This is a genomic window from Klebsiella sp. S69 (assembly GCF_016516145.1).
GTDB classification, from domain to species: domain Bacteria; phylum Pseudomonadota; class Gammaproteobacteria; order Enterobacterales; family Enterobacteriaceae; genus Klebsiella; species Klebsiella oxytoca.
The window spans coordinates 147,022-170,136 of the sequence record NZ_JACVUU010000010.1 but is presented as its reverse complement, the minus strand read 5'-3'; the positions used below and the strand labels follow the sequence as shown (position 1 = coordinate 170,136).

General features: G+C 54.6%; 20 protein-coding genes. 12 read left to right on the top strand and 8 right to left on the bottom strand.

Annotation, left to right across the window (positions count from 1 at the left end; translation table 11 throughout):
• The first annotated feature begins 128 nt into the window (after positions 1-128).
• The 3 genes from IAE27_RS12010 (at position 129) to IAE27_RS12000 (ending at position 3,339) form a co-directional block, all read left to right on the top strand.
• Complete coding sequence (locus tag IAE27_RS12010) at positions 129-1,064, top strand: pseudouridine kinase (protein WP_064396462.1); 936 nt, start codon at positions 129-131, stop codon at positions 1,062-1,064.
• Positions 1,057-1,992 (top strand): pseudouridine-5'-phosphate glycosidase, encoded by a 936-nt coding sequence (locus tag IAE27_RS12005; RefSeq protein ID WP_004103922.1) that lies wholly within the window; start codon positions 1,057-1,059, stop codon positions 1,990-1,992. Before IAE27_RS12010 ends, IAE27_RS12005 begins: the two co-directional genes overlap by 8 nt.
• 96 nt (positions 1,993-2,088) lie before the next feature.
• Positions 2,089-3,339, top strand: coding sequence for a NupC/NupG family nucleoside CNT transporter (locus IAE27_RS12000; RefSeq protein ID WP_004103919.1), 1,251 nt, complete (start codon positions 2,089-2,091; stop codon positions 3,337-3,339).
• Positions 3,340-3,373: 34 nt separating this feature from the next.
• Here IAE27_RS12000 and IAE27_RS11995 read toward each other — a convergent pair whose 3' ends face one another.
• The 3 genes from IAE27_RS11995 to IAE27_RS11985 form a co-directional block, all read right to left on the bottom strand.
• On the bottom strand, positions 3,374-4,462 hold the full coding sequence (locus IAE27_RS11995; RefSeq protein WP_004103916.1) for a sugar kinase: 1,089 nt from the start codon (positions 4,460-4,462) through the stop codon (positions 3,374-3,376).
• A gap of 1 nt (position 4,463) precedes the next feature.
• Positions 4,464-5,321 (bottom strand): deoxyribonuclease IV, encoded by an 858-nt coding sequence (nfo, locus tag IAE27_RS11990; protein ID WP_004103914.1) that lies wholly within the window; start codon positions 5,319-5,321, stop codon positions 4,464-4,466.
• A 96-nt stretch (positions 5,322-5,417) separates the two neighbouring features.
• Positions 5,418-6,467, bottom strand: coding sequence for a YeiH family protein (locus IAE27_RS11985; protein WP_004103912.1), 1,050 nt, complete (start codon positions 6,465-6,467; stop codon positions 5,418-5,420).
• Positions 6,468-6,639: 172 nt separating this feature from the next.
• Here IAE27_RS11985 and yieE point away from each other — a divergent pair, with 172 nt between their 5' ends.
• Positions 6,640-7,512: a DNA-binding transcriptional regulator YeiE gene (yieE, locus tag IAE27_RS11980; RefSeq protein WP_154022254.1), complete on the top strand. Its 873-nt coding sequence runs from the start codon at positions 6,640-6,642 to the stop codon at positions 7,510-7,512.
• Here yieE and IAE27_RS11975 read toward each other — a convergent pair.
• A complete protein-coding gene (locus IAE27_RS11975; RefSeq protein WP_016809573.1) occupies positions 7,491-7,979 on the bottom strand; it encodes a hypothetical protein in 489 nt (162 codons plus the stop codon). The two genes, yieE and IAE27_RS11975, sit on opposite strands and share 22 nt — an antisense overlap.
• Positions 7,979-8,461, bottom strand: a complete 483-nt coding sequence (locus IAE27_RS11970; RefSeq protein ID WP_047720863.1) for a hypothetical protein — start codon at positions 8,459-8,461, stop codon at positions 7,979-7,981. The genes IAE27_RS11975 and IAE27_RS11970 overlap by 1 nt, the downstream gene beginning before the upstream one ends.
• A 205-nt stretch (positions 8,462-8,666) precedes the next feature.
• Here IAE27_RS11970 and IAE27_RS11965 point away from each other — a divergent pair, with 205 nt between their 5' ends.
• Positions 8,667-10,136: an amino acid permease gene (locus tag IAE27_RS11965; protein ID WP_004103903.1), complete on the top strand. Its 1,470-nt coding sequence runs from the start codon at positions 8,667-8,669 to the stop codon at positions 10,134-10,136.
• A 304-nt stretch (positions 10,137-10,440) separates the two neighbouring features.
• On the top strand, positions 10,441-12,414 hold the full coding sequence (gene cirA, locus IAE27_RS11960) for a catecholate siderophore receptor CirA (protein ID WP_004114107.1): 1,974 nt from the start codon (positions 10,441-10,443) through the stop codon (positions 12,412-12,414).
• 510 nt (positions 12,415-12,924) lie between these two features.
• Here cirA and fghA read toward each other — a convergent pair.
• The gene (fghA, locus tag IAE27_RS11955; protein WP_200092469.1) at positions 12,925-13,761 is read right to left on the bottom strand and encodes an S-formylglutathione hydrolase; all 837 of its coding nucleotides are present in this window, start codon (positions 13,759-13,761) and stop codon (positions 12,925-12,927) included.
• 366 nt (positions 13,762-14,127) lie between these two features.
• Between fghA and folE the strand changes: the two genes are divergently transcribed.
• The 6 genes from folE (at position 14,128) to mglC (ending at position 21,100) form a co-directional block, all read left to right on the top strand.
• A complete protein-coding gene (folE, locus tag IAE27_RS11950; RefSeq protein WP_004103895.1) occupies positions 14,128-14,796 on the top strand; it encodes a GTP cyclohydrolase I FolE in 669 nt (222 codons plus the stop codon).
• A 15-nt stretch (positions 14,797-14,811) separates the two neighbouring features.
• Positions 14,812-15,969 carry a DUF418 domain-containing protein YeiB gene (gene yeiB, locus IAE27_RS11945; protein WP_004103893.1) on the top strand — a complete coding sequence of 386 codons (1,158 nt, stop codon included), beginning with the start codon at positions 14,812-14,814 and terminating at the stop codon, positions 15,967-15,969.
• 155 nt (positions 15,970-16,124) lie between these two features.
• Entirely contained in the window at positions 16,125-17,147 is a 1,023-nt protein-coding gene (gene galS, locus IAE27_RS11940; protein WP_004103891.1) for an HTH-type transcriptional regulator GalS, read from the top strand.
• Positions 17,148-17,436: 289 nt separating this feature from the next.
• Positions 17,437-18,435, top strand: a complete 999-nt coding sequence (mglB, locus tag IAE27_RS11935; protein ID WP_004103888.1) for a galactose/glucose ABC transporter substrate-binding protein MglB — start codon at positions 17,437-17,439, stop codon at positions 18,433-18,435.
• Positions 18,436-18,553: 118 nt separating this feature from the next.
• Positions 18,554-20,074, top strand: coding sequence for a galactose/methyl galactoside ABC transporter ATP-binding protein MglA (mglA, locus tag IAE27_RS11930; protein WP_004103886.1), 1,521 nt, complete (start codon positions 18,554-18,556; stop codon positions 20,072-20,074).
• Positions 20,075-20,089: 15 nt separating this feature from the next.
• Positions 20,090-21,100, top strand: a complete 1,011-nt coding sequence (gene mglC / locus IAE27_RS11925) for a galactose/methyl galactoside ABC transporter permease MglC (protein ID WP_004103885.1) — start codon at positions 20,090-20,092, stop codon at positions 21,098-21,100.
• Positions 21,101-21,289: 189 nt separating this feature from the next.
• On the opposite strand, the gene sanA is transcribed toward mglC, so the two are convergent.
• Together sanA and cdd are read right to left on the bottom strand one after the other, a co-directional pair.
• Positions 21,290-22,006, bottom strand: coding sequence for an outer membrane permeability protein SanA (sanA, locus tag IAE27_RS11920; RefSeq protein ID WP_004103884.1), 717 nt, complete (start codon positions 22,004-22,006; stop codon positions 21,290-21,292).
• A gap of 124 nt (positions 22,007-22,130) precedes the next feature.
• Positions 22,131-23,015, bottom strand: coding sequence for a cytidine deaminase (gene cdd / locus IAE27_RS11915; protein WP_004103882.1), 885 nt, complete (start codon positions 23,013-23,015; stop codon positions 22,131-22,133).
• Positions 23,016-23,115 lie beyond the last annotated feature (100 nt).

Below are 23,115 nucleotides of genomic sequence, written 5' to 3'. Positions count from 1 at the left end.
CTTAACATAAACATATGTTCACATTCAAACATGTGTTTAATGAGAGGGTGCTGAATGGGCGTATGATTATTTACTGATATTCAAACATTCCACTGCCAAAGCGTTTTTGTATGCTGGAGGGTATTTTTATGCCTGAAAATGATTACGTTGTAATTATTGGATCGGCAAATATGGATGTTGCTGGTTATTCCCATGTATCGTTGAACTATGCTGATTCTAACCCCGGAAAAATAAAATACACTCCCGGTGGAGTGGGGCGGAATATTGCGCAGAATATTGCTTTATTGAGTAAACCATCCTGGCTACTGTCGGTTGTCGGAGATGATTTCTATGGCCACTCCCTATTAAAACAAACGGCTCAGTCCGGCGTTCATGTCGATAAATGTCAGATCGTCCACGGCGAGGGGACATCGAGCTATTTATCGCTGCTCGATAATACCGGTGAAATGCTGGTGGCGATTAATGATATGAGTATCACCGAGCATATTACGCCAGCCTTTTTAAGCCAGCACCGGGATTTTATTCGCAGCGCTGCGGTCATCGTCGTTGACTGTAATATCAGCGAATCGGCGCTGGCCTGGTTGATGGAAAATAGCGGCCCGACACCCATTTTTGTTGACCCGGTCTCTGCCTGGAAGTGCGTGAAAATCAGCCAGCATCTGGGGCGTATCCACACTCTGAAACCGAACCGAATTGAAGCTGAAACGCTGAGCGGAATTGCGCTTTCCGGCACTGATGACGTCACGCGCGTTGCCGACTGGTTTCACCAGCGTGGCCTGCGGCGCCTGGTGCTGAGCATGGGGGGGGACGGGGTTTACTTCAGCGAGAAAGACGGCGAGCGCGGCTGGTCGGCGCCGTTAAAAACCCAGGTAGTCAACGTCACCGGCGCCGGTGACGCCATGATGGCCGGTTTGGCCTGCTGCTGGCTCGACGGCTGTTCATTTTCGCAAGCGGTGAAGTTTGCTCAGGGATGCTCTTCTCTGGCGCTCTCATCGGAATTCACCAATAACCCTGAATTATCTTACGCCAACGTAAAAAAGGTAGTGGAGAACGAACATGTCTGAATTAAATATTTCCTCTGAATTATTACAGGTTTCTGCGGAAGTTCAGCAGGCATTAAAGAATAACCAACCCATAGTCGCGCTGGAGTCGACTATTATTTCTCACGGAATGCCGTTTCCAGAAAATGCGCAGACCGCGCTGGAAGTCGAAGAAACGATTCGCCGTCAGGGAGCGGTTCCGGCAACAATTGCGATTATTCATGGCGTTATGAAAGTTGGCCTGAGCCGCGAAGAAATTGAATTGCTCGGTCGTGAAGGACATAACGTTACCAAAGTCAGTCGCCGTGATTTACCTTTCGTTGTCGCCGCAGGATTAAATGGCGCGACCACCGTGGCTTCTACCATGATTATTGCCGCCATGGCCGGGATAAAAGTCTTCGCGACCGGCGGTATTGGCGGTGTGCACCGCGGAGCAGAGCATACTTTTGATATTTCCGCCGATTTACAGGAGCTGGCCAATACCAATGTTACCGTAGTTTGTGCCGGCGCAAAATCTATTCTCGACCTTGGATTAACCACCGAATATTTAGAAACGTTTGGCGTTCCGCTTATTGGCTATCAAACTTCGGCGCTCCCGGCATTTTTCTGTCGAACCAGTCCGTTTGACGTCAGTATTCGCCTGAATAGCGCTAAAGAAATCGCTAAAGCGATGGCGGTGAAATGGCAGTCGGGCCTGAACGGGGGGATGGTGGTGGCGAACCCGATACCGGAACAGTTTGCGATGCCGGAAGCGAAAATCAACGCCGCCATCGACCAGGCGGTGAAGGAAGCGGAAGAGCAGGGTGTGGTGGGTAAGGAGAGTACGCCGTTCCTGCTGGCTCGCGTTGCGGAGCTGACCGGCGGGGATAGCCTGAAATCCAATATTCAGCTGGTCTTCAATAATGCCGTGCTGGCCTGCGAGATTGCCAAAGAGTATCAGCAGATCGCCTGACGACAGTAGCGGGCTGTTTGCGGTTGCCCGCCCCGATATCAAATATACCGAAAGCCTGGCCTGACGCCGGGTTTTCCTCCAGGTAAGGATATCATTATGGACATCATGAGAAGTCTTTTGGGGATGGTGGTATTGCTGGCCATCGCCTTTGCGCTGTCAGTAAATAAAAAACGCATCAGTATCAGAACCGTAGGGGCCGCGCTGCTGCTGCAGATCGTGATTGGCGGAGTGATGCTCTATTTCCCGCCGGGCAAGTGGCTGGTGGAACAGGCGGCGCTCGGGGTACATAAAGTCATGTCCTACAGCGACGCCGGAAGCGCGTTTATTTTTGGATCGCTTGTCGGTCCGAAAATGGATGTGCTGTTTGACGGCGCGGGTTTTATCTTCGCCTTCCGCGTGCTGCCCGCCATCATTTTTGTCACCGCGCTGATAAGCCTGCTTTACTACCTCGGCGTGATGGGGCTGCTGATCCGGATTCTCGGCGGTATCTTCCAGAAAGCGCTGAATATCAGCAAGATTGAGTCCTTTGTCGCCGTGACCACCATCTTTCTTGGCCAAAATGAGATCCCGGCGATCGTCAAACCCTTTATCGACCGTCTCAACCGCAATGAGCTGTTTACCGCCATTTGTAGCGGGATGGCGTCGATCGCCGGGTCGATGATGATCGGCTATGCCGGCATGGGCGTACCGATCGATTATCTGCTGGCTGCTTCACTGATGGCTATTCCCGGCGGGATTCTATTTGCTCGTATGCTGAGCCCGGCAACCGAAGCCTCCCGGGTCACTTTCGATAATCTCTCCTTCACCGAGACGCCGCCGAAAAGCATTATCGAGGCGGCAGCATCCGGGGCGATGACAGGGCTGAAAATTGCCGCCGGGGTGGCAACGGTGGTGATGGCGTTTGTGGCGATCATCGCGTTGCTGAACGGTATTATCGGCGGCATTGGCGGCTGGTTTGGCTACGGTCACGCCACGCTGGAGGGTATTTTCGGTTTCCTGCTCGCGCCTCTGGCGTGGATTATGGGCGTTGACTGGAGCGATGCGACGCTGGCGGGAAGCCTGATTGGCCAAAAGCTGGCGATAAACGAATTCGTCGCCTACCTCAACTTTTCGCCTTATCTGCAAACCGGCGGTACCCTGGACGTGAAAACCGTTGCGATTATCTCGTTTGCGCTGTGCGGTTTCGCCAACTTTGGCTCAATAGGTGTGGTTGTCGGGGCATTTTCGGCTATTTCACCGCAGCGCGCGCCGGAAATTGCTCAGCTTGGGCTGCGCGCTCTGGCGGCGGCCACGCTCTCTAACCTGATGAGCGCCACCATTGCCGGGTTCTTTATCGGTCTGGCATAAAACAGCGCGCGCACCGCGCCTGCGGTGCGCGATGCTATAGGCTGGGAAGTAAATTGAGCGCGTTATCAACGGATAAAGAAGGGTTGTTGATGCTGTCGCTGGCGCGGGTAATGGCGGTGCAGGCCATGGCGAAAGCGACGCTCTCTTTGAAATCGCTGCCGTCAAGATAGCTATAAAGCAGCCCGGCCATCAGCGCATCGTCGGCGCCAAAGCTGTCTATCGTGGTATGGCCCGGTAGCTTCATCTGAAAACGTTCACCGCCGGCTTCGCTACAGAAAACGGAATCGTCTTCCGAGCAAATTACCACGCGCCGCGTTCCCCTTTCGTGCAGCCAGGCTAACGCGCGATCGCGATCGGCCTCGTTTTCAATGGGTTCTCCCCAGAGGATCTGCAGTTCGCGCAGCGTCGGCTTGAGGGTATGGATCTTTCCCAGCCACGGGCGAATGCGGTGCGCTTTAAACTCCGACACGGTATCAACAAATACCGGAATAGCGTTGGCCAGCGTAAATACCCACTCCAGCAACGGCTCCGTTAAATTACAATCGACCAGGATGACGCCGGCATGGGTCAGCAGATCCCGATATTGATTCAGCAGCTGCGGGGTGAGCGACTGTAAGATATGCGTATCGTTAATCGCCAGCACCGTCTCTTCCTGCGGATTGGCGATGGAGAGATAGGTGGCGGTATTGTGACCGTGCAGGCGGATACAGCTTTGCACGTTAACCCCGGCTTGTCGGGTCTGCTCAAGCAACGTTTCGCCGTAAAAGTCGCTGCCGACGGCGGAAATCAGATGCACATCGCGGCCCAGCAGCGCCAGATTATGCGCGATGTTCCGCGCCACTCCGCCGGCGGAGCACTGGATATTGCCCGGGTTGGAGACCGGTTGGGGATAATGAATATCGGCAATGCCGCGGATATCCATATTCACCGCGCCCAGCGAGACGCAATACTCCTGCTCGGTAAGGATGTAGCCTTTGCCCTTGATAGCCCCCTTACGCGTGAGGTCCATAATATGCGCGGCTACGCGGGAGCGGCTAATCTGCAGAATATCGGCAATCTCATGCTGCTGAATCAGCGGATTGCGCCGCAAAATTTTGAGGATCTGCTTTTCCCTGTCGTTCATATCAGACCACGGCCTCTTCCGTCTGCTGCGCCCGCAGCCAGGCGATCTCTTCCGCCCAGATATCAGGATTGATCGTTTCCAGGATCAGCGGGATACCGTCAAAGCGGCTATCCTGCATTATCCAGCGGAAGGCATCGTGGCCGATATTGCCTTCACCCAGGCTGTGGTGGCGGTCAACGCGGCTGCCGAACGTGCTTTTCGCATCGTTCAGATGCATACCGCGCAGATACTGAAAACCGACAATCCGTTCAAAATCAGCGAAGGTTTTTTCACACTCTTCGGCGCTACGCAGGTCGTAGCCGGCGGCGAAGGCGTGGCAGGTATCAATGCACACGCCGACGCGCGATTTATCTTCCACGCCATCGATGATGGCTGCCAGATGTTCAAACTTAAACCCCAGGTTACTGCCCTGGCCGGCGGTGTTTTCAATGACCGCCGTCACGCCTTCGGTTTTGGCCAGCGCGATGTTAATGGACTCGGCAATGCGCGCCAGGCATTCGTCTTCTGGAATTTGCTGCAGATGACTACCCGGATGAAAATTGAGCAGCGTCAGGCCGAGCTGCTGGCAGCGGGAGAGTTCATCAATAAAGGCATCGCGGGATTTTTCCAGCGCGTCCGCAACCGGATGGCCGAGGTTAATCAGATAGCTGTCGTGCGGCAGAATTTGTCCCGGGCCGAAATGATGCTTCTCGCAGGCGGCTTTAAATTCAGCAATGGTGTCGTCGCTCAAAGGCGCGGCGCGCCACTGGCGCTGGTTTTTGGTGAAGAGGGCAAATGCGGTTGCGCCGATTTCGGCTGCGCGAATGGCGGCATTGGCTACACCGCCGGAGGCGCTGACGTGCGCTCCAATGTATTTCATAAAAAAACTCCAGTTAAGCCGCTGGGGGGAGGGTAATGATAGCGGCTTAGCCGGAGAGTTACATCATCCTTAATACAACCTGAGTATTGAGGAGACTCAGGCCATCAGACTGTGGATAGCAAGGTTAATCGCGCCGCCGCCGACAATCAGCCAGACAAAGAGCATCAGCGCCATCAGCAGCGGTTTAGCGCCGGCTTTTTTCAGCGCGCTGACGTGGGTGGTCAGGCCGAGGGCCGCCATCGCCATCGCCAGCAGCACGGTATCCAGGGTCACCAGCATATCAACTACCGCTTTCGGCAGCAGGTGGAAGGAGTTAAATACCGCCACCAGAATAAACAGGATCGCAAACCACGGAATGGTGATTTTGCTTTTCTCGCCGCCGTTTGCCGGGGCTAATTGCTTCACGCGAGCGGCAAGGAACAGCAGGAACGGAGCCAGCATCATCACGCGCAGCATTTTTGCAATCACCGCCGCGTTTTCCGCATCCGGACTTACGGCGTGGCCGGCGGCGACAACCTGGGCAACCTCATGCATCGTCGAACCCATATAGATGCCGTAGGCCTCCGGCGTAAACCAGTGCGCCAGGAAAGGATAAACCGCCGGGTACAGGAAGATAGCAATGGTACCGAAAATCACCACCGTGGCCACGGCGACCGTCACTTTGCTGGCCTCCGCTTTGACGACCGGTTCCGTCGCCAGGACCGCTGCCGCGCCGCAAATGCTGCTACCGGCGCCAATCAGCCAACTGGTATGTTTATCGAGGCCGAAAACCTTTTGCCCAAGAAAACAGGCGATAAAAAAGGTGCTGGAAAGCGTCAGTACATCAATCACGATACCGCTGACGCCAACGTCAGCAATCTGGGCGAACGTCAGGCGAAAGCCGTATAGAATGATGCCGAGGCGCAGCAGGTGCTGTTTGGCAAAGAGTACGCCGCCGTCGCAGGGCTGCCAGATTTTCGGGTAAACCGTGTTACCGATGACCATGCCGAACAAAATGGCCAACGTAAGGGCGCTGAAGCCCGCGCCAGCGATTGCCGGAAAACTACCGGCCCACAGCGCTGCGCCGGTGAGCAGGGCGGTCAGCGCCAGTCCAGGTGCAAAGTGCCGCAATGGGCGATGTTTAGTCGGTAAAGTGAGTGCTGTCATAACCTTCTCCTTTGTCTGGGAAAAGCATACGACGCGCTGGTTTAAATATAAAATTGATTATATATTTATAATTAATCGTAATAAGTGGTAAACGAGCGGTTTCGCGGTTTGAGCATGATGTGCATAAGCCTTAGCCGCGGATGCCGGGTCGTCTATAAAGGCAGGAAAAATCATGCATATCACGCTACGGCAGCTGGAAGTTTTTGCTGAAGTTCTGAAAAGCGGGTCGACGACCCAGGCCTCACAAATGCTGGCGCTGTCGCAGTCGGCGGTCAGCGCCGCGCTGACCGATCTTGAAGGGCAGTTGGGAGTGCAGCTGTTTGACCGCGTCGGGAAAAGGCTGGTGGTCAACGAACACGGCAGGCTGCTCTATCCGCGGGCGCTGGCGCTGCTGGAGCGGGCGCTGGAGATAGAGCAGCTGTTTCGCGGCGACAACGGCGCGATTCGCGTCTACGCCAGCAGCACCATCGGCAACTATATCTTGCCGGAGATCATTGCGCGCTATCGACGCGACCTGCCGGATTTACCGCTGGAGCTGAGTGTGGGCAATAGCCAGGACGTGATCAACGCGGTGGCCGATCTGCGGGTGGATATCGGGTTGATTGAAGGTCCCTGCCACGCGGCGGATATTATCGCCGAACCCTGGCTGGAAGATGAACTGGTGGTCTTTGCCGCGCCAGATTCACCGCTGCTGGAACGGGAGGTGACGCTGCAACGGCTGGCGGAGGCGCCGTGGATTCTACGCGAGCACGGCTCCGGGACCCGGGAAATTGTCGACTATTTATTATTATCGCATCTACCGGCATTTCATCTTGGAATGGAACTGGGTAATTCGGAAGCCATCAAGCACGCGGTGCGCCATGGTCTGGGCATTAGCTGCCTGTCGCGACGCGTGGTTGCGGAGCAGCTTGAAGTGGGATCGCTGGTGGCGCTGAAGATTCCACTGCCGCGCTTAATCCGCACCCTGTGGCGTATTCATCACCGCCAGAAGCATATTTCCAAGGCATTACAGCGTTTCCTGAGCTATTGCGAGATCGCAACCTGATACGCGAGGTTTTGCACCGGCGCCAGCCCGTGTTGAACGCAAATATCCGCTGTTTTCGCGTAATACCATGTTCCCCATGGATAAGGTTCCCAGCAGCGAATATAGCGGTCAGGGCTAAAAAGGGTGAAATGTAAAACCAGAATCAGCGTATTTGCGGTGAGCAGCAATAGCGGCGTCAGGTAAAGGCAAGACCTGACGATGGGGGTTGCAAAAGGTAGCGGCGCAGCCTGGGGGAAAAAGAGTTTTTTATTTCCCTCTATGCTCAATATCAGCAGCGCAGGCCCCAGGCAGACAAAGTTTGCTTTTAAAATATTCTGCGAACAGAAATCCGGCGCCCGTGGCAGCCTGAGTAGCGTGAAATAGTCGCCTGCCAGGTAAAGAGAGCACAAAGCAAGCAGAGGGCAAATCAGCGAAACGCCGACCCAGACCGGCCAGTCATACTGAGGCGGCGGTTGCACTTTGCGCATCAATTGCTCCCTCGCTCATCCGGCGATGGCCTGATAATGGTGTAGCCAAAATGCTGGCACCAGCGGCTATTCCTGACGTACATATACGTGGCCCCATGGCCGCCTTTGCTGATACACACGCCAAACTGTGGGCTTTTATAGTGCTCAATAGTGACGTATTGCAGGACATAAAGGCTGACAGACCACACCGGCCCCATCGCAATAAAGAACAAAAACAGGAGCGTGGCGTAGCGCTCGCCAGGCGTACCGCTGGCGGTGCAGGCGGCAATCAGCGCCATCAGCAGTGCCAGACCGAGAAAGAGGATGCCGGAGAAGAGCGAGTCGGCGCTGTCGACAATATAATCCGGACGGAAGTACCACTCTTCAATAATCTTGATGCTTTGATAGAAGCCAATGATAAAAAGAATGAAGCAAAAGCAAGCTGCGTAGACTCCCTCAGCGAGCGACATGGTGCGGCGTTTGCGCTTGTTCTTGCGTTTCATCGTCGGTTCCTTCCGTGGAATTTCGCGGAAGTTTGCCCGATATCCCTCTGGTTTGTGCATTTATTTGTGCTAATGGCGGATTTGTTCTTTACTAATAATCGGCAGTCGATCATGAAGCTCTCTTATAACTTTGCATTTGTATCGGATGGATCACAGACTCTCTGCTACAATCTCGCCTCGTTTTTTGGATGGATAGCATTTTCACATGGTTTCGGATACTAAAACCACAGAAGCGCCCGGTTTACGTCGTGAACTGAAGGCGCGCCACTTGACCATGATCGCTATTGGCGGTTCCATAGGTACAGGTCTTTTTGTTGCCTCTGGCGCAACGATTTCTCAGGCAGGCCCAGGCGGGGCGCTGCTCTCCTATATTCTCATCGGCCTGATGGTTTATTTCCTGATGACCAGCCTCGGCGAGCTGGCGGCGTTTATGCCGGTCTCCGGCTCTTTTGCTACCTATGGGCAAAATTACGTCGAGGAAGGTTTTGGCTTCGCGCTGGGCTGGAACTACTGGTACAACTGGGCGGTGACCATCGCCGTTGACCTCGTTGCCGCTCAGCTGGTGATGACCTACTGGTTCCCGGACGCGCCCGGCTGGATCTGGAGCGCGCTGTTCCTCGGGATCATGTTCCTGCTGAACTGGATTTCGGTAAAAGGCTTTGGCGAGGCGGAATACTGGTTTTCGCTGATCAAAGTCGCCACCGTCATTATCTTCATTATTGTCGGCGTGATGATGATCTTCGGCATCTTCAAAGGCGCACAGCCTGCGGGCTGGAGCAACTGGGTTGTCGACGATGCGCCGTTCGCGGGCGGCTTTGCGGCGATGATTGGCGTGGCGATGATTGTCGGCTTCTCATTTCAGGGAACCGAGCTTATCGGCATCGCGGCCGGCGAATCGGAAAACCCGGAGAAGAACATCCCGCGCGCGGTGCGTCAGGTGTTCTGGCGTATCCTGCTGTTCTATGTGTTCGCCATCCTGATCATCAGTCTGATTATTCCTTATACCGACCCGAGCCTGCTGCGTAACGACGTGAAAGATATTTCCGTCAGTCCGTTTACGCTGGTATTCCAGCACGCAGGGCTGTTGTCAGCGGCGGCGATTATGAACGCGGTTATTCTGACTGCAGTATTGTCGGCGGGTAACTCCGGGATGTATGCGTCCACCCGCATGCTCTATACCCTGGCCTGCGATGGCAAAGCGCCGCGTATTTTCTCTAAGCTGTCAAAAGGCGGCGTGCCGCGTAATGCGCTGTATGCCACCACGGTGATTGCTGCGCTGTGCTTCCTGAGCTCAATGTTCGGTAACCAGACCGTTTACCTGTGGCTGCTGAACACCTCGGGGATGACCGGCTTTATTGCCTGGCTGGGGATTGCCATCAGCCACTATCGCTTCCGTCGCGGCTACGTCATGCAGGGGAACGATCTGAATAACCTGCCGTACCGTTCAGGCTTCTTCCCGCTGGGGCCGATCTTCGCGTTCGTCCTGTGTCTGATCATTACCCTGGGGCAGAACTACGAAGCGTTCCTCAAAGACACCATCGACTGGGGCGGCGTTGCGGCAACCTATATCGGCATTCCGCTGTTCCTGGTCATCTGGTTTGGCTACAAGCTGGCGAAAGGAACGCGCTTTGTGCGCTACAGTGAAATGAAGTTCCCGGATCGCTTCAAAGGCTAAGGTTAGCTTGCTCGGTCAGCTAAAACCCTCTCAACGAGAGGGTTTTTTTATGTCTCCAGTTCTTACAAATTGATACAGATCTCCATAATTGTATTGATAATTGTAATCATTATCTTTATCATTTTCGCCAAATTCAGGATGAAGCCAATCCCCGTATCTTGCAGACACTCAAACTGACAAGGGGCGACCAGCCACATCTACTGTAAAAAATTGCGCGCACGCCGCCGTTAGAGCGGTATGCCGACAGTACCTGTGAGCAGCACCTTTTTTGTTTGTTTTGTTGTACACCTCATGGAGATATGGAATGTTCAGGCTAAACCCTTTTGTCCGGGCCGGATTATGCGCGTCCGTCGTATCCTTAGCGTTTCCGGCGCTGGCCGACGTTAATGAAGAAACGCTGGTCGTCACCGCTGCGGCAACTGAACAGAGCGTCAAAGATGCGCCCGCCAGTATTAGCGTTATCACCCAACAGGATCTGCAGCGTAGACCGGTACAAAACCTGAAGGATGTACTGCGGGAAGTGCCGGGCGTGCAGCTCACCAACGAAGGGGATAACCGCAAGGGGGTGAGTATTCGCGGCCTCAGCAGCGGCTATACGCTGATCCTCGTTGATGGCAAACGCGTTAACTCGCGCAACGCCGTTTTCCGCCACAATGATTTTGACCTTAACTGGATCCCGGTTGATGCCATTGAGCGTATCGAAGTCGTGCGCGGGCCGATGTCTTCCCTCTATGGTTCCGACGCCCTCGGCGGCGTAGTGAATATCATCACTAAAAAAGTCGGCCAGCAGTGGACCGGCACCCTCAGCGCGGACACCACCATTCAGGAACACCGCGATCGCGGCGATACGTACAATGGTCAGTTCTTTACCAGCGGCCCGCTGATTGACGGTGTGCTCGGAATGAAGGCCTACGGCAGCCTGGCAAAGCGCGCCAAGGACGATCAGCAGGCTTCCAGCAACGCAGCTGGCGAAACGCCGCGTATTGAAGGCTTCACCAGCCGCGACGGCAATGTCGAATTCGCCTGGACGCCCAATGATAATCAGGACATTACCGCAGGCTACGGTTTTGATCGCCAGGATCGTGATTCCGACTCTCTCGACCGCAACCGCCTTGAACGGCAGAACTACTCCCTGAGCCACAACGGCCGCTGGGATGTCGGCAATAGCGAGCTGAAATTCTACGGCGAGAAAGTGGATAATAAAAATCCCGGACAGGCCGGCACCATCACTTCTGAGAGTAACGCGGTGGATGGCAAATACGTTCTGCCGCTGGGAATGATTAACCAGCTGCTGACCTTCGGCGGCGAATGGCGCCACGATAAGTTGAAGGATCCGGTCAACCTGAGCAGCGGCGGTAAATCCACTTCCGCCAGCCAGTATGCGCTGTTCCTGGAAGATGAATGGCGGATAATCGAACCTCTGGCCTTAACCACCGGCATCCGTATGGACGATCACCAGACCTATGGCGATCACTGGAGCCCGCGTGCTTATCTGGTCTATAACGCTACCGATACCGTGACCGTGAAGGGCGGCTGGGCGACGGCATTTAAAGCGCCATCGCTGCTGCAGCTGAACCCGGACTGGACCACCAACTCCTGCCGCGGTTCGTGCAGCATTATCGGTAACCCGGATCTGAAGCCGGAAACCAGCGAAAGCTTCGAGCTGGGTTTGTACTATCGCGGCGAAGAGGGCTGGCTTGAAGGCGTGGAAGGAAGCGTCACCACCTTCCAGAACAACGTTGACGATATGATCGATATTCTGCGTACCTCCAGCGCCAGCGAAGCGCCGGGCTATCCGAACTTTGTCGGCTGGAAAACGGTGAACGGGAAACGCGTGCCGGTCTTCCGCTACTTCAACGTCAATAAGGCGCGAATCAAAGGGGTAGAAACGGAATTGAAAGTACCGTTTGGCGATGAATGGAAGCTGACGGTGAACTACACCTATAACGATGGTCGCGACCTGAGTAACGGCGGCGATAAACCGCTGCAGACGCTGCCGTTCCATACGGCTAACGGCACACTCGACTGGAAACCGCTGGATGACTGGTCCTTCTACGTCACCGCCAACTATACCGGCGAACAGCGTTCGGTCAGCACGACGGGCAAAACGCCCGGCGGCTACACCATGTTTGATATCGGCGCGGCCTGGAATGTCACCAAAAACGTCAAGCTGCGCTCCGGGGTGCTTAACGTCGGCGATAAGGATCTGAGCCGCGACGACTACAGCTATACAGAAGAAGGTCGCCGCTACTTTATGGCCGTCGATTACCGCTTCTAACCGGGGCGAATAATGGCACGAATACTGCCGCAATTATTTCTAATGTACCCTAAATAATTCGAGTTGCAGGAAGGCGGCGACGCAGGGAGTCCCCAGGAGCTTACTTAAGTAAGTGACTGGGGTGAGCGAGGAAAGCCAACGCACATGCAACTTGAAGTATGACGGGTATACACACGATGAGCAGACACCAGATCGGGACGTTGGGCGTTACCTTCATGGTTTGTTCTCCTTGCCTTTCGGCGGGTAAGAGACTAACCTGATGTTGTCTAAGCATGCAGATAGCCTCGTGGGTGATTACATTACCTTCGGGGCTTTCTTCTTTCTGCCTCAGCACAACGGTAAAACTCAATCCTGCCCTGAGGCGAAAGCCTCAAGCGCCGCCAAAAATCATACCCACCGACGACGGAAAATACACTATCTCTCTGTATATATTAGTTTTTATGACTATTGGATGCTGAGGCATTTTGCGTATCAATGCGCCGGGAAGGGGCTTCACGACGCATTGAAGGATCAGGAGAAGAGGTGCCGGGCATGGAAACGCAGGTGGTCCTCAATAAATGAGGCGATAAAGTAGTAGCTGTGATCGTACCCGGGCTGAATACGTAGTGTTAACGGCCAGCTTTTCTGACGCGCGGTTTCCGCCAGCACCGCCGGCTGCAGCTGTTCGGCGAGGAATGCATCGTTATCGCCCTGGTCAATCAAGGTTGGGATCGCATCTGACTCGCTGCTGGCCTGCATTAACGCGCAGCTGTCCCAGGCCTGCCAGTCTGCTTCATTCGCTCCCAGATAGGCGGTAAAGGCTTTTTTGCCCCAGGGAACCTGGGTCGGGTTAACGATAGGCGCAATGGCGGATACGCTGACGAAGCGGCCCGGATTTTTCAGCGCCATCACCAGCGCACCGTGGCCGCCCATGGAATGCCCGCTGATGGCGCAGCGATCGCTGAGCGTAAACTCGCGGGCAATCAGCTGCGGCAGCTCGTCGCGAAGGTAATCGTACATGCGGAAATGTGCTGACCACGGCGCCTGGGTGGCATTGAGATAAAAGCCCGCGCCTTTGCCCAGATCGTAAGCGCTATCGTCGGCAACGTTATCACCGCGCGGACTGGTGTCCGGCATCACCAGCGCAATGCCGAGCTCGGCGGCGACGCGCTGAGCGCCCGCTTTGGTGGTGAAGTTTTCATCGTTGCAGGTCAGGCCGGAGAGCCAGTAGACAACCGGCGGCGGCGCGTCTGCGGTCTCGGGGGGGAGAAAGATGCTGAAGGTCATTGCGCAGTTCAGCGTGGCGGAGTCGTGCCGCCAGCGTTGCTGCCGACCTTCAAAACAGCGGTGCTCTTCGAGCAGTTCCATGCAGGGCTCCTTAAGTGTCTCAGGCGTAATTTTCCATAATACAGATATTTCATGCGCTGGTGAGTAACTTTCACTTCCTCCTTTTCGGAACGTATTGCATCATTAATGCAACTTTTAACCAACATGCTGACGTTGTCGTAGCGCCGGAATCGCGCTATCGGCGGCGATTAAGTTGGTTGCGGCAAGGTGAGCAGGGCGTTGCGTGACGCATCGTAGTGCGCTGGTCTGGCAGCGTGGAACGAAAGGTGACGCCAATTTCAACAATTATCGATGCGGCTACTGGATTCTGTGCGTCACCTCACGCACAATGAATACAAACTTTGCCCTCAGAAGAGCAAAGAGCGCCACACCTGCAGGAGAATAAAAATGTCATCACTGAGTAAAGAAGCCATACTCGTTCATGAAGCGCTGGTCGCTCGTGGGCTGGAGACGCCGCTGCGTCCGCCAGTGCAAGAAATTGATAATGAAACTCGCAAGCGTCTGATCGCCGGACACATGACCGAGATTATGCAGCTGTTAAACCTTGATCTAAGTGATGACAGCCTGATGGAGACTCCGCATCGCATCGCCAAAATGTACGTCGATGAGATTTTCTCCGGCCTGGACTACGCCCGGTTCCCTAAAATCACCGTCATCGAAAACAAGATGCAGGTTGATGAAATGGTCACCGTGCGTGATATCACCCTGACCAGCACCTGCGAACACCACTTTGTTACGATTGATGGTAAAGCGACGGTGGCCTATATCCCGAAAGATTCGGTGATTGGTCTGTCTAAAATCAACCGTATCGTGCAGTTCTTCTCCCAGCGCCCGCAGGTGCAGGAGCGACTGACGCAGCAGATCCTTACCGCGCTGCAGACCCTGCTGGGAACCAGCAACGTCGCGGTTTCCATCGATGCGGTTCACTACTGCGTAAAAGCGCGCGGTATTCGCGATGCAACCAGCGCCACCACCACCACATCGCTGGGCGGCCTGTTTAAATCCAGCCAGAATACTCGCCAGGAGTTCCTGCGCGCCGTACGTCACCACAACTAAAACGGAGCAGGGTACATGGAGAGAAATGTCACGCTGGACTTCGTCCGCGGCGTCGCCATCCTCGGTATCCTGCTACTGAATATCAGCGCCTTCGGTTTACCGAAGGCCGCCTACCTTAACCCGGCGTGGTCCGGGAGCATCTCCGATAGCGACGCCTGGACCTGGGCGATTCTCGATCTGCTGGCGCAGGTCAAATTCCTGACTCTGTTCGCCCTGTTGTTTGGCGCCGGGCTTCAGCTTTTGCTGCCGCGCGGCAAGCGCTGGATCCAGTCGCGTCTGACGCTGCTGGCGCTGCTGGGCTTTATCCACGGTCTCTTTTTCTGGGACGGCGATATTTTGCTGGCCTATGCGCTGGTAGGACTGGTGGGCTGGCGGATGATACGCGATGCTCACGATGTTAAATCGCTATTTAATACCGGCGTGGTGCTGTATGTCATCGGCGTGGCGGTACTGCTATTGCTGGGATTAATCTCCGGCAATTCGCCTAATCGTTCGTGGGTGCCGGACGCGGCGAATTTACAGTACGAACAGTACTGGAAGCTGAAAGGCGGCTTTGAAGCGGTGAGTAATCGTGCGGATATGCTGTCGGATAACCTGCTGGCGCTGGGCGCGCAATACGGCTGGCAGCTGGCCGGGATGATGCTGATGGGGGCCGCGCTGATGCGCAGCGGCTGGCTGAAAGGGCAGTTCAGTCTTCGCCACTACCGGCGCACCGGCGCGCTGCTCATCGCTGGCGGTATGGCGGTTAATTTACCCTCTATTTTCGCCCAGTGGCATCTCGGTTGGGATCCTCGCTGGTGCGCATTTCTTCTACAGGCGCCGCGCGAGCTGGGCGCGCCGCTGCAGACTATCGGCTACGCGGCGCTGGCCTGGGGCTTCTGGCCGCAGCTGGCGAAATTTCGTCTGGTGGGGGCCATTGCCTGCGTCGGGCGCACGGCGTTGAGCAACTATCTGCTGCAAACCCTGATTTGCACCACTCTGTTTTACCGCTTCGGCCTGTTTATGAAGTACGACCGCCTACAGCTGCTGTCCTTCGTACCGGCCGTGTGGGCGATTAATCTTCTCTTTTCGTGGCTTTGGCTACGTCATTTTCGTCAGGGTCCCGTTGAGTGGCTATGGCGTCAATTAACCCTGCGTGCGTCGGGGACATCATTAAAAGATACATCCAGATAACGATCTGGATCACAATCATTAACAAAATGGATGTAACCGTTTCCATCCCTGTGACTTCACTCACGTAGCGTGCGGCGCGTCGCTGCCAGAATAGCCACCTTGCTGAACACAGGAGGTGAGTGTGACGTACTGCAATTCCCTAAAGGTCGGTGAGCATGATCACCATTCGTGATGTCGCCCGTCAGGCGGGGGTTTCCGTGGCTACGGTTTCGCGCGTGCTGAATAACAGCGCGCTGGTGAGCCCGGATACGCGAGAAGCGGTAATGAAGGCGGTAACGCTGCTGGGCTATCGGCCCAACGCCAACGCGCAGGCGCTGGCGACCCAGGTCAGCGATACCATCGGCGTGGTCGTGATGGACGTGTCGGACGCCTTTTTTGGCGCGCTGGTCAAAGCGGTAGATACCGTCGCCCAGCAGCATCAAAAATATGTGCTTATCGGCAATAGCTATCATGAAGCGGAAAAAGAGCGTAACGCCATTGAAGTACTGATTCGCCAGCGCTGTTCGGCGCTGATCGTTCACTCCAAAGCGTTGAGCGATGCGGAGCTGGGGGATTTTATGGAGCACATGCCGGGAATGGTGCTGATTAACCGCATCGTGCCGGGATACGCCCACCGCTGCGTCGGGCTGGATAACGTCAGCGGCGCGCTGATGGCGACCCGCATGCTGCTCAATCATGGCCACCAGCGCATCGGCTACCTCTCTTCTAATCACGGTATTGAAGATGATGATTTACGTCGGGAAGGGTGGAGCAGGGCGTTACATGAGCAAGGCATTATCGCTCCCGACGGCTGGATAGGCTCAGGTTCGCCGGATATGCAGGGCGGGGAAGCGGCGATGGTAGAGCTGCTGGGGCGTAACCTCGGCCTGACCGCGATCTTTGCCTATAACGACAGCATGGCGGCCGGGGCGCTAACGACGCTTAAAGATAACGGTATTGCCGTGCCGCAGCACCTTTCACTGATTGGTTTTGATGATATTCCCATTTCGCGCTACACCGACCCGCAGTTGACCACGGTGCGCTACCCGATCATGTCGATGGCAAAACTGGCGACAGAGCTGGCGCTGCAGGGGGCTGCCGGGAAGCTGGATCGCGAAGCCAGCCACTGCTTTATGCCGACGCTGGTGCGTCGACATTCGGTGGCGCAGAGGCAAATTGTGGGGCCGATCACTAACTAATTATCTGGCTGATGTAACCGCTTTCAATATGTGAGTGATTTCACAGTTTGTTAACATTAAGCTGACTATGATTGCTGCGTTTACAAGTCTGAACATACTATGTCACGGTGATTAATCACTTTTACAGCAGTAATCGGCGGTTAAACGATTAATTAAGCCGTTTTTCAGGAGCGTTACCCTACACGGAAGACAGAATTAAAGTCGTGAATGTCGCTGTGCGGTAACATCAATGTAACACTCGCCAGCCGTTTTCACTCCAAAGACCCTGCATAATAAAACCGGAGATTCCATGAATAAGAAGGTGTTAACCCTGTCTGCTGTAATGGCTAGCATGTTATTCGGCGCCGCCGCTCACGCCGCAGATACGCGTATCGGCGTGACGATTTATAAATACGACGACAACTTTATGTCGGTAGTGCGTAAGGCAATCGAAAAAGACGGTAAATCAGCGCCGGATGTTCAGCTGCTGATGAATGACTCGCAGAACGACCAGTCCAAACAGAACGATCAGATTGACGTCCTGCTGGCAAAAGGGGTGAAGGCGCTGGCGATTAACCTGGTTGACCCCGCAGCGGCGGGTACGGTAATCGATAAAGCCCGTGGCCAGAATGTGCCGGTGGTATTCTTTAACAAAGAACCTTCCCGCAAGGCGCTGGATAGCTACGATAAAGCATACTACGTCGGGACTGATTCAAAAGAGTCCGGCGTAATTCAGGGCGATCTGATTGCCAAGCACTGGAAAGCGAACCCGAACTGGGACCTGAATAAAGATGGCCAGATTCAGTTTGTCCTGCTGAAAGGTGAGCCGGGCCATCCGGATGCCGAAGCGCGCACCACCTACGTGATTAAAGAGCTGAATGATAAAGGGCTGAAAACCCAGCAGCTGGCGTTAGATACCGCCATGTGGGATACCGCGCAGGCGAAGGATAAGATGGATGCCTGGCTCTCCGGCCCGAACGCGAACAAAATTGAAGTCGTTATCGCCAATAACGACGCGATGGCCATGGGCGCGGTAGAAGCGCTGAAAGCGCACAATAAGAGCAGCATCCCGGTATTCGGCGTCGATGCTCTGCCTGAAGCCTTAGCGCTGGTGAAATCCGGCGCCATGGCGGGAACCGTACTGAACGATGCTAACAACCAGGCGAAAGCGACCTTCGATCTGGCGAAAAACCTCGCCGATGGTAAAGAACCGGCTGCCGGTACTAACTGGAAAATTGATAATAAGATTGTCCGCGTACCGTACGTGGGCGTTGATAAAGATAATCTGAGCGAGTTTATTGGTAAGTAACAGCTTAATAAGCCGCGGGCGTACGCGCTGTACGCCCGATTATTCCTGATACCGAATCCGTCCCGGCCCGTCGTTAATTCGACGGCTGGGGTATGCATGCACGCAGCCAGGTATAACTATGGTCAGCAATAATAGCGAACGGTCAGGCGAATATTTGTTGGAAATGACCAACATCAACAAATCGTTTCCTGGCGTCAAGGCTCTCGATAATGTGAACCTCAAGGTTCGTCCCCACTCTATTCATGCATTAATGGGGGAGAACGGTGCGGGCAAATCAACATTATTAAAATGCCTTTTTGGGATCTATCAAAAAGATTCCGGCAGTATTCTTTTTCAGGGACAAGAGATCGATTTCCATTCGGCAAAAGAGGCCCTGGAAAACGGTATTTCAATGGTTCATCAGGAATTAAACCTGGTATTGCAACGTTCGGTGATGGACAACATGTGGCTGGGGCGTTATCCCACCAAAGGTATGTTTGTCGATCAGGACAAAATGTATGGTGATACCAAAGCGATTTTTGACGAGCTGGATATTGATATCGACCCACGCGCTCGCGTCGGGACGCTATCGGTATCGCAAATGCAGATGATTGAAATTGCGAAGGCATTTTCCTATAACGCCAAAATTGTGATTATGGATGAGCCGACGTCTTCGTTAACCGAAAAAGAGGTCAATCATCTGTTTACCATTATCCGCAAGCTGAAAGAGCGCGGCTGCGGCATTGTCTACATTTCCCACAAAATGGAAGAGATCTTCCAGCTATGCGATGAAATTACCGTTCTGCGCGACGGCCAGTGGATCGCCACCCAGCCGCTGGAAGGGCTGGATATGGATAAGATTATCGCGATGATGGTGGGCCGTTCCCTCACTCAGCGCTTCCCGACCCGGGAAAATAAGCCGGGCGAGATAATTCTTGAGGTGCGTAATTTAACCTCGCTGCGTCAGCCGTCAATCCGCGATGTCTCGTTCGACCTGCACAAAGGCGAAATCCTCGGTATCGCCGGGCTGGTAGGGGCGAAACGTACCGATATCGTCGAGACGTTATTTGGTATTCGCGAGAAGTCTGGCGGGACAATCAAGCTGCACGGTAAGAAGATTAATAACCATAACGCCAATGAAGCCATCAACCATGGTTTTGCGCTGGTGACCGAAGAGCGTCGCTCGACGGGGATTTATGCGTATCTGGATATCGGTTTTAACTCGCTGATCTCCAATATTAAGAAGTACAAAAATAAGGTCGGCTTGCTGGATAATTCACGCATGAAAAGCGATACCCAATGGGTCATCGATTCAATGCGCGTGAAAACTCCGGGGCAGCATACGCAAATTGGTTCGTTATCCGGTGGTAACCAGCAAAAAGTGATTATTGGTCGCTGGCTATTAACTCAGCCGGAAATTCTGATGCTCGATGAACCGACGCGCGGCATTGACGTTGGCGCCAAGTTCGAAATTTATCAGCTGATCGCCGAACTGGCCAAAAAAGATAAAGGCATCATTATTATCTCCTCCGAGATGCCGGAGCTGCTGGGTATTACCGACCGTATTCTGGTGATGAGCAATGGTCTTGTTGCCGGAATTGTTGAGACTAAAACTACCACGCAAAACGAAATTCTCCGTCTTGCGTCGTTGCACCTTTAAGATCAGGGGCTTCTCATGAGTGCGTTAAATAAAAAGAGTTTTCTCACCTGGTTGAAAGAGGGTGGGATTTACGTCGTTCTTTTAGTATTGCTGGCCATCATTATTTTCCAGGACCCGACTTTCTTAAGTTTGCTGAATTTAAGTAATATTCTGACCCAGTCCTCGGTGCGTATTATCATCGCGCTCGGGGTTGCCGGACTTATCGTCACTCAGGGGACCGACCTTTCGGCCGGGCGTCAGGTCGGCCTGGCGGCGGTTATCGCCGCCACAATGCTACAGGCGGTGGACAACGCCAACAAAGTGTTCCCGGAAATGGCCACGATGCCGATTCCGCTGGTTATCCTGCTGGTTTGTGCGATCGGCGCGGTGATTGGGCTTATCAACGGTATTATTATTGCCTACCTGAACGTGACGCCATTTATCACCACCCTCGGTACGATGATCATCGTTTACGGTATTAACTCGCTGTATTACGACTTCGTTGGCGCGTCGCCGATTTCCGGCTTTGATAGTCACTTTTCGCAATTTGCCCAAGGGTTCGTAGCGCTGGGCTCGTTCCGTCTGTCGTATATCACCTTCTACGCGCTGATTGCCGTTTTCTTCGTGTGGATCCTGTGGAACAAGACCCGCTTTGGTAAAAACATCTTTGCTATCGGCGGCAACCCGGAAGCAGCGAAGGTCTCCGGGGTGAACGTTGCGCTGAATCTGCTGATGATTTACGCGCTCTCCGGCGTGTTCTACGCGTTCGGCGGGCTGCTGGAGGCCGGGCGCATCGGGTCGGCGACCAACAACCTCGGCTTTATGTATGAACTGGATGCGATTGCCGCGTGCGTGGTCGGCGGAGTCTCGTTCAGCGGCGGCGTCGGCACCGTGTTCGGCGTGGTGACCGGGGTGATTATCTTCACCGTCATTAACTACGGTCTGACCTATATCGGCGTCAACCCGTACTGGCAGTACATTATCAAAGGGGCCATTATTATTTTCGCCGTGGCGCTGGATTCACTGAAGTACGCGCGTAAGAAATAAGATTAGTGAATGAAGGCAGGCGTCAGTTCAGGCGTCTGCCTTTTGCTTTTTCGGAATGATAATTTGCCGCCTTCCTGCAACCTGAATCAGGTAGGGTATATATCCTCAGTATCCCGATATTCACTCGCGTAATCAGAAAAGTATTCCCGCTCGGTAAGACGCCAGTTTTCACGTTCGCTTATGGCGGCTTCACTTCTCTTTTTTCTGCAGATCCATCAGCTGCTGCGGCGTGACCGCCGGGTAGGACTGGGCGCCGTCCGGGACTTCCTGCAGCGCGGGGATCGGGATGAGCGGACCCAGGAATCGCGGTTCGCGTTTAAAAATATAGAGATCGGCCAGCGCGCCGAAACGAGCGCCAAACTCGCGCAGGCGCACGCTCCACATATCCTTCGGCGACGGCACCGCGTAGCACTGCGCCTGAATACCCATATGCAGGGCAATAAACAGCGCCCGCTCGCAGTGGAAGCGTTGGGTAATGATAATAAAATCATTCGTGTCGAAGACTTTACGGGTGCGAACAATCGAATCAAGGGTACGGAAACCCGCATAGTCCAGCACGATATCCGCCGGATCGACGCCAGCTTTAATTAAATCGCGGCGCATGGTCATCGGTTCGTTATAGCTCTGCAGCGCGTTATCGCCGCTGAGCAGCAGATAGTTCACCTTACCGCTGTTGTAGGCGTTCAGCGCGCCCTGAATTCGGTAGCGATAATATTGGTTGATGACGCCGGTACGATAGTACTTAGCGGTGCCGAGTACCACGCCGACCTGACGATAGGGCAGGTCCTGTAGCTCATCGTAGATATAAGGAGAGGTCTTCCAGCTCATCCAGCGGTCAAGCCCCAGCACGGTTAACAGCAGCAAGCCGAACAGGACTAACAGGCTGTATAACGCACGCTTTAACATGAACCGGGCTCAATAGTGGACGAGGGAAGCTTCAGGCTACTTTACCCGCCGGGCAAGCGCAAGAAACCGTCGTTTAATTGCGGGGATTTTCAACAATGCGGGCCGTTTGGCCCGCAGAATGTGACTAACCTAACAGGACGCGATCGATGTTATGACAGCCCAGCGCCTTCAGCGTCGCGGCGGTTGCGTCCCACTGGATGAGCGCCGCGTCGGCCTTCTCGGCAAGAACAGCGCGCTGGATATCCGGGTAATCGTAACCATTGAGGCTCAGCAGATTCAGCGCGCCCTGCAGCGGCGGCAGCGTCGGGTTATAGGCGGCGTTTTCTGCATAGCTACCGGTGAAAATAGTCCCGTCTTTCAGCTCCAGCGCGACGCCGGAGGGCGAATGGCTGTACGGCATATGGCAGCGGTTGGCTGCCTGAATCGCCGCCTGGGCCAGCGCATCGCCGCTGAGCGGGAAGCCGTGGTTCTGTTCATCCATCAGCAGGGTTTTGATATTCAGATCTTTCGGGCCGAAAGCGTCCGGTAAATAGTGTTGCAGCGAATGGGCTTCGCGGCCCGGAAGATGGATGCGCAGCGCCAGTCCGCTGTTCAGTTCGTTCATAAACTGACGACAGTGGCCGCAGGGGGTGTAGTTCACGGTAATCGCCAGCAGGGATTTTTCGCCGCGCAGCCAGGCATGGCTGATGGCGCTTTGCTCAGCGTGCACGGTCTGCTGCATGGTGGCGCCGAGGAATTCCATATTGCCGCCGAAGTACCAGGTACCGCTGATGCCGCGGGCAATGGCGCCGACGTTAAAGTGGGAGAGGTCGGTACGCGCACAGGCCGCCGCCAGCGGCAGCAGAGCAAAGGCCAGCGCGTCTTCGTCCAGCCCCGTCGCGCTTTGCAGCGCAGCGACCTGATCTGCATTGAGCAGGGCCGGAAAATGCGGGTCGGCCAGCATCGGGGCGATGGCCGCTTGCAGGTCCGCCGCCAGTTGGGGAAGAACAGCTTGAAAACGTGGGTGCATGGCGTTGCCTCATAACAATGTAATGGGAATCTAGTGTACGGGTGCTTATAGCCGACATATGTGATTAACATCTCATTGTTAATGTAATTCTATCTCGTTG

Bases quoted from the DNA above. Each gene is read 5' to 3' on its own strand.
- IAE27_RS12010 (WP_064396462.1), top strand. From the start codon at position 129: ATGCCTGAAAATGATTACGTTGTAATTATTGGATCGGCAAATATGGAT.
- IAE27_RS12005 (WP_004103922.1), top strand. From the start codon at position 1,057: ATGTCTGAATTAAATATTTCCTCTGAATTATTACAGGTTTCTGCGGAA.
- IAE27_RS12000 (WP_004103919.1), top strand. From the start codon at position 2,089: ATGGACATCATGAGAAGTCTTTTGGGGATGGTGGTATTGCTGGCCATC.
- IAE27_RS11995 (WP_004103916.1), bottom strand. From the start codon at position 4,462: ATGAACGACAGGGAAAAGCAGATCCTCAAAATTTTGCGGCGCAATCCG.
- nfo (WP_004103914.1), bottom strand. From the start codon at position 5,321: ATGAAATACATTGGAGCGCACGTCAGCGCCTCCGGCGGTGTAGCCAAT.
- IAE27_RS11985 (WP_004103912.1), bottom strand. From the start codon at position 6,467: ATGACAGCACTCACTTTACCGACTAAACATCGCCCATTGCGGCACTTT.
- yieE (WP_154022254.1), top strand. From the start codon at position 6,640: ATGCATATCACGCTACGGCAGCTGGAAGTTTTTGCTGAAGTTCTGAAA.
- IAE27_RS11975 (WP_016809573.1), bottom strand. From the start codon at position 7,979: ATGCGCAAAGTGCAACCGCCGCCTCAGTATGACTGGCCGGTCTGGGTC.
- IAE27_RS11970 (WP_047720863.1), bottom strand. From the start codon at position 8,461: ATGAAACGCAAGAACAAGCGCAAACGCCGCACCATGTCGCTCGCTGAG.
- IAE27_RS11965 (WP_004103903.1), top strand. From the start codon at position 8,667: ATGGTTTCGGATACTAAAACCACAGAAGCGCCCGGTTTACGTCGTGAA.
- cirA (WP_004114107.1), top strand. From the start codon at position 10,441: ATGTTCAGGCTAAACCCTTTTGTCCGGGCCGGATTATGCGCGTCCGTC.
- fghA (WP_200092469.1), bottom strand. From the start codon at position 13,761: ATGGAACTGCTCGAAGAGCACCGCTGTTTTGAAGGTCGGCAGCAACGC.
- folE (WP_004103895.1), top strand. From the start codon at position 14,128: ATGTCATCACTGAGTAAAGAAGCCATACTCGTTCATGAAGCGCTGGTC.
- yeiB (WP_004103893.1), top strand. From the start codon at position 14,812: ATGGAGAGAAATGTCACGCTGGACTTCGTCCGCGGCGTCGCCATCCTC.
- galS (WP_004103891.1), top strand. From the start codon at position 16,125: ATGATCACCATTCGTGATGTCGCCCGTCAGGCGGGGGTTTCCGTGGCT.
- mglB (WP_004103888.1), top strand. From the start codon at position 17,437: ATGAATAAGAAGGTGTTAACCCTGTCTGCTGTAATGGCTAGCATGTTA.
- mglA (WP_004103886.1), top strand. From the start codon at position 18,554: ATGGTCAGCAATAATAGCGAACGGTCAGGCGAATATTTGTTGGAAATG.
- mglC (WP_004103885.1), top strand. From the start codon at position 20,090: ATGAGTGCGTTAAATAAAAAGAGTTTTCTCACCTGGTTGAAAGAGGGT.
- sanA (WP_004103884.1), bottom strand. From the start codon at position 22,006: ATGTTAAAGCGTGCGTTATACAGCCTGTTAGTCCTGTTCGGCTTGCTG.
- cdd (WP_004103882.1), bottom strand. From the start codon at position 23,015: ATGCACCCACGTTTTCAAGCTGTTCTTCCCCAACTGGCGGCGGACCTG.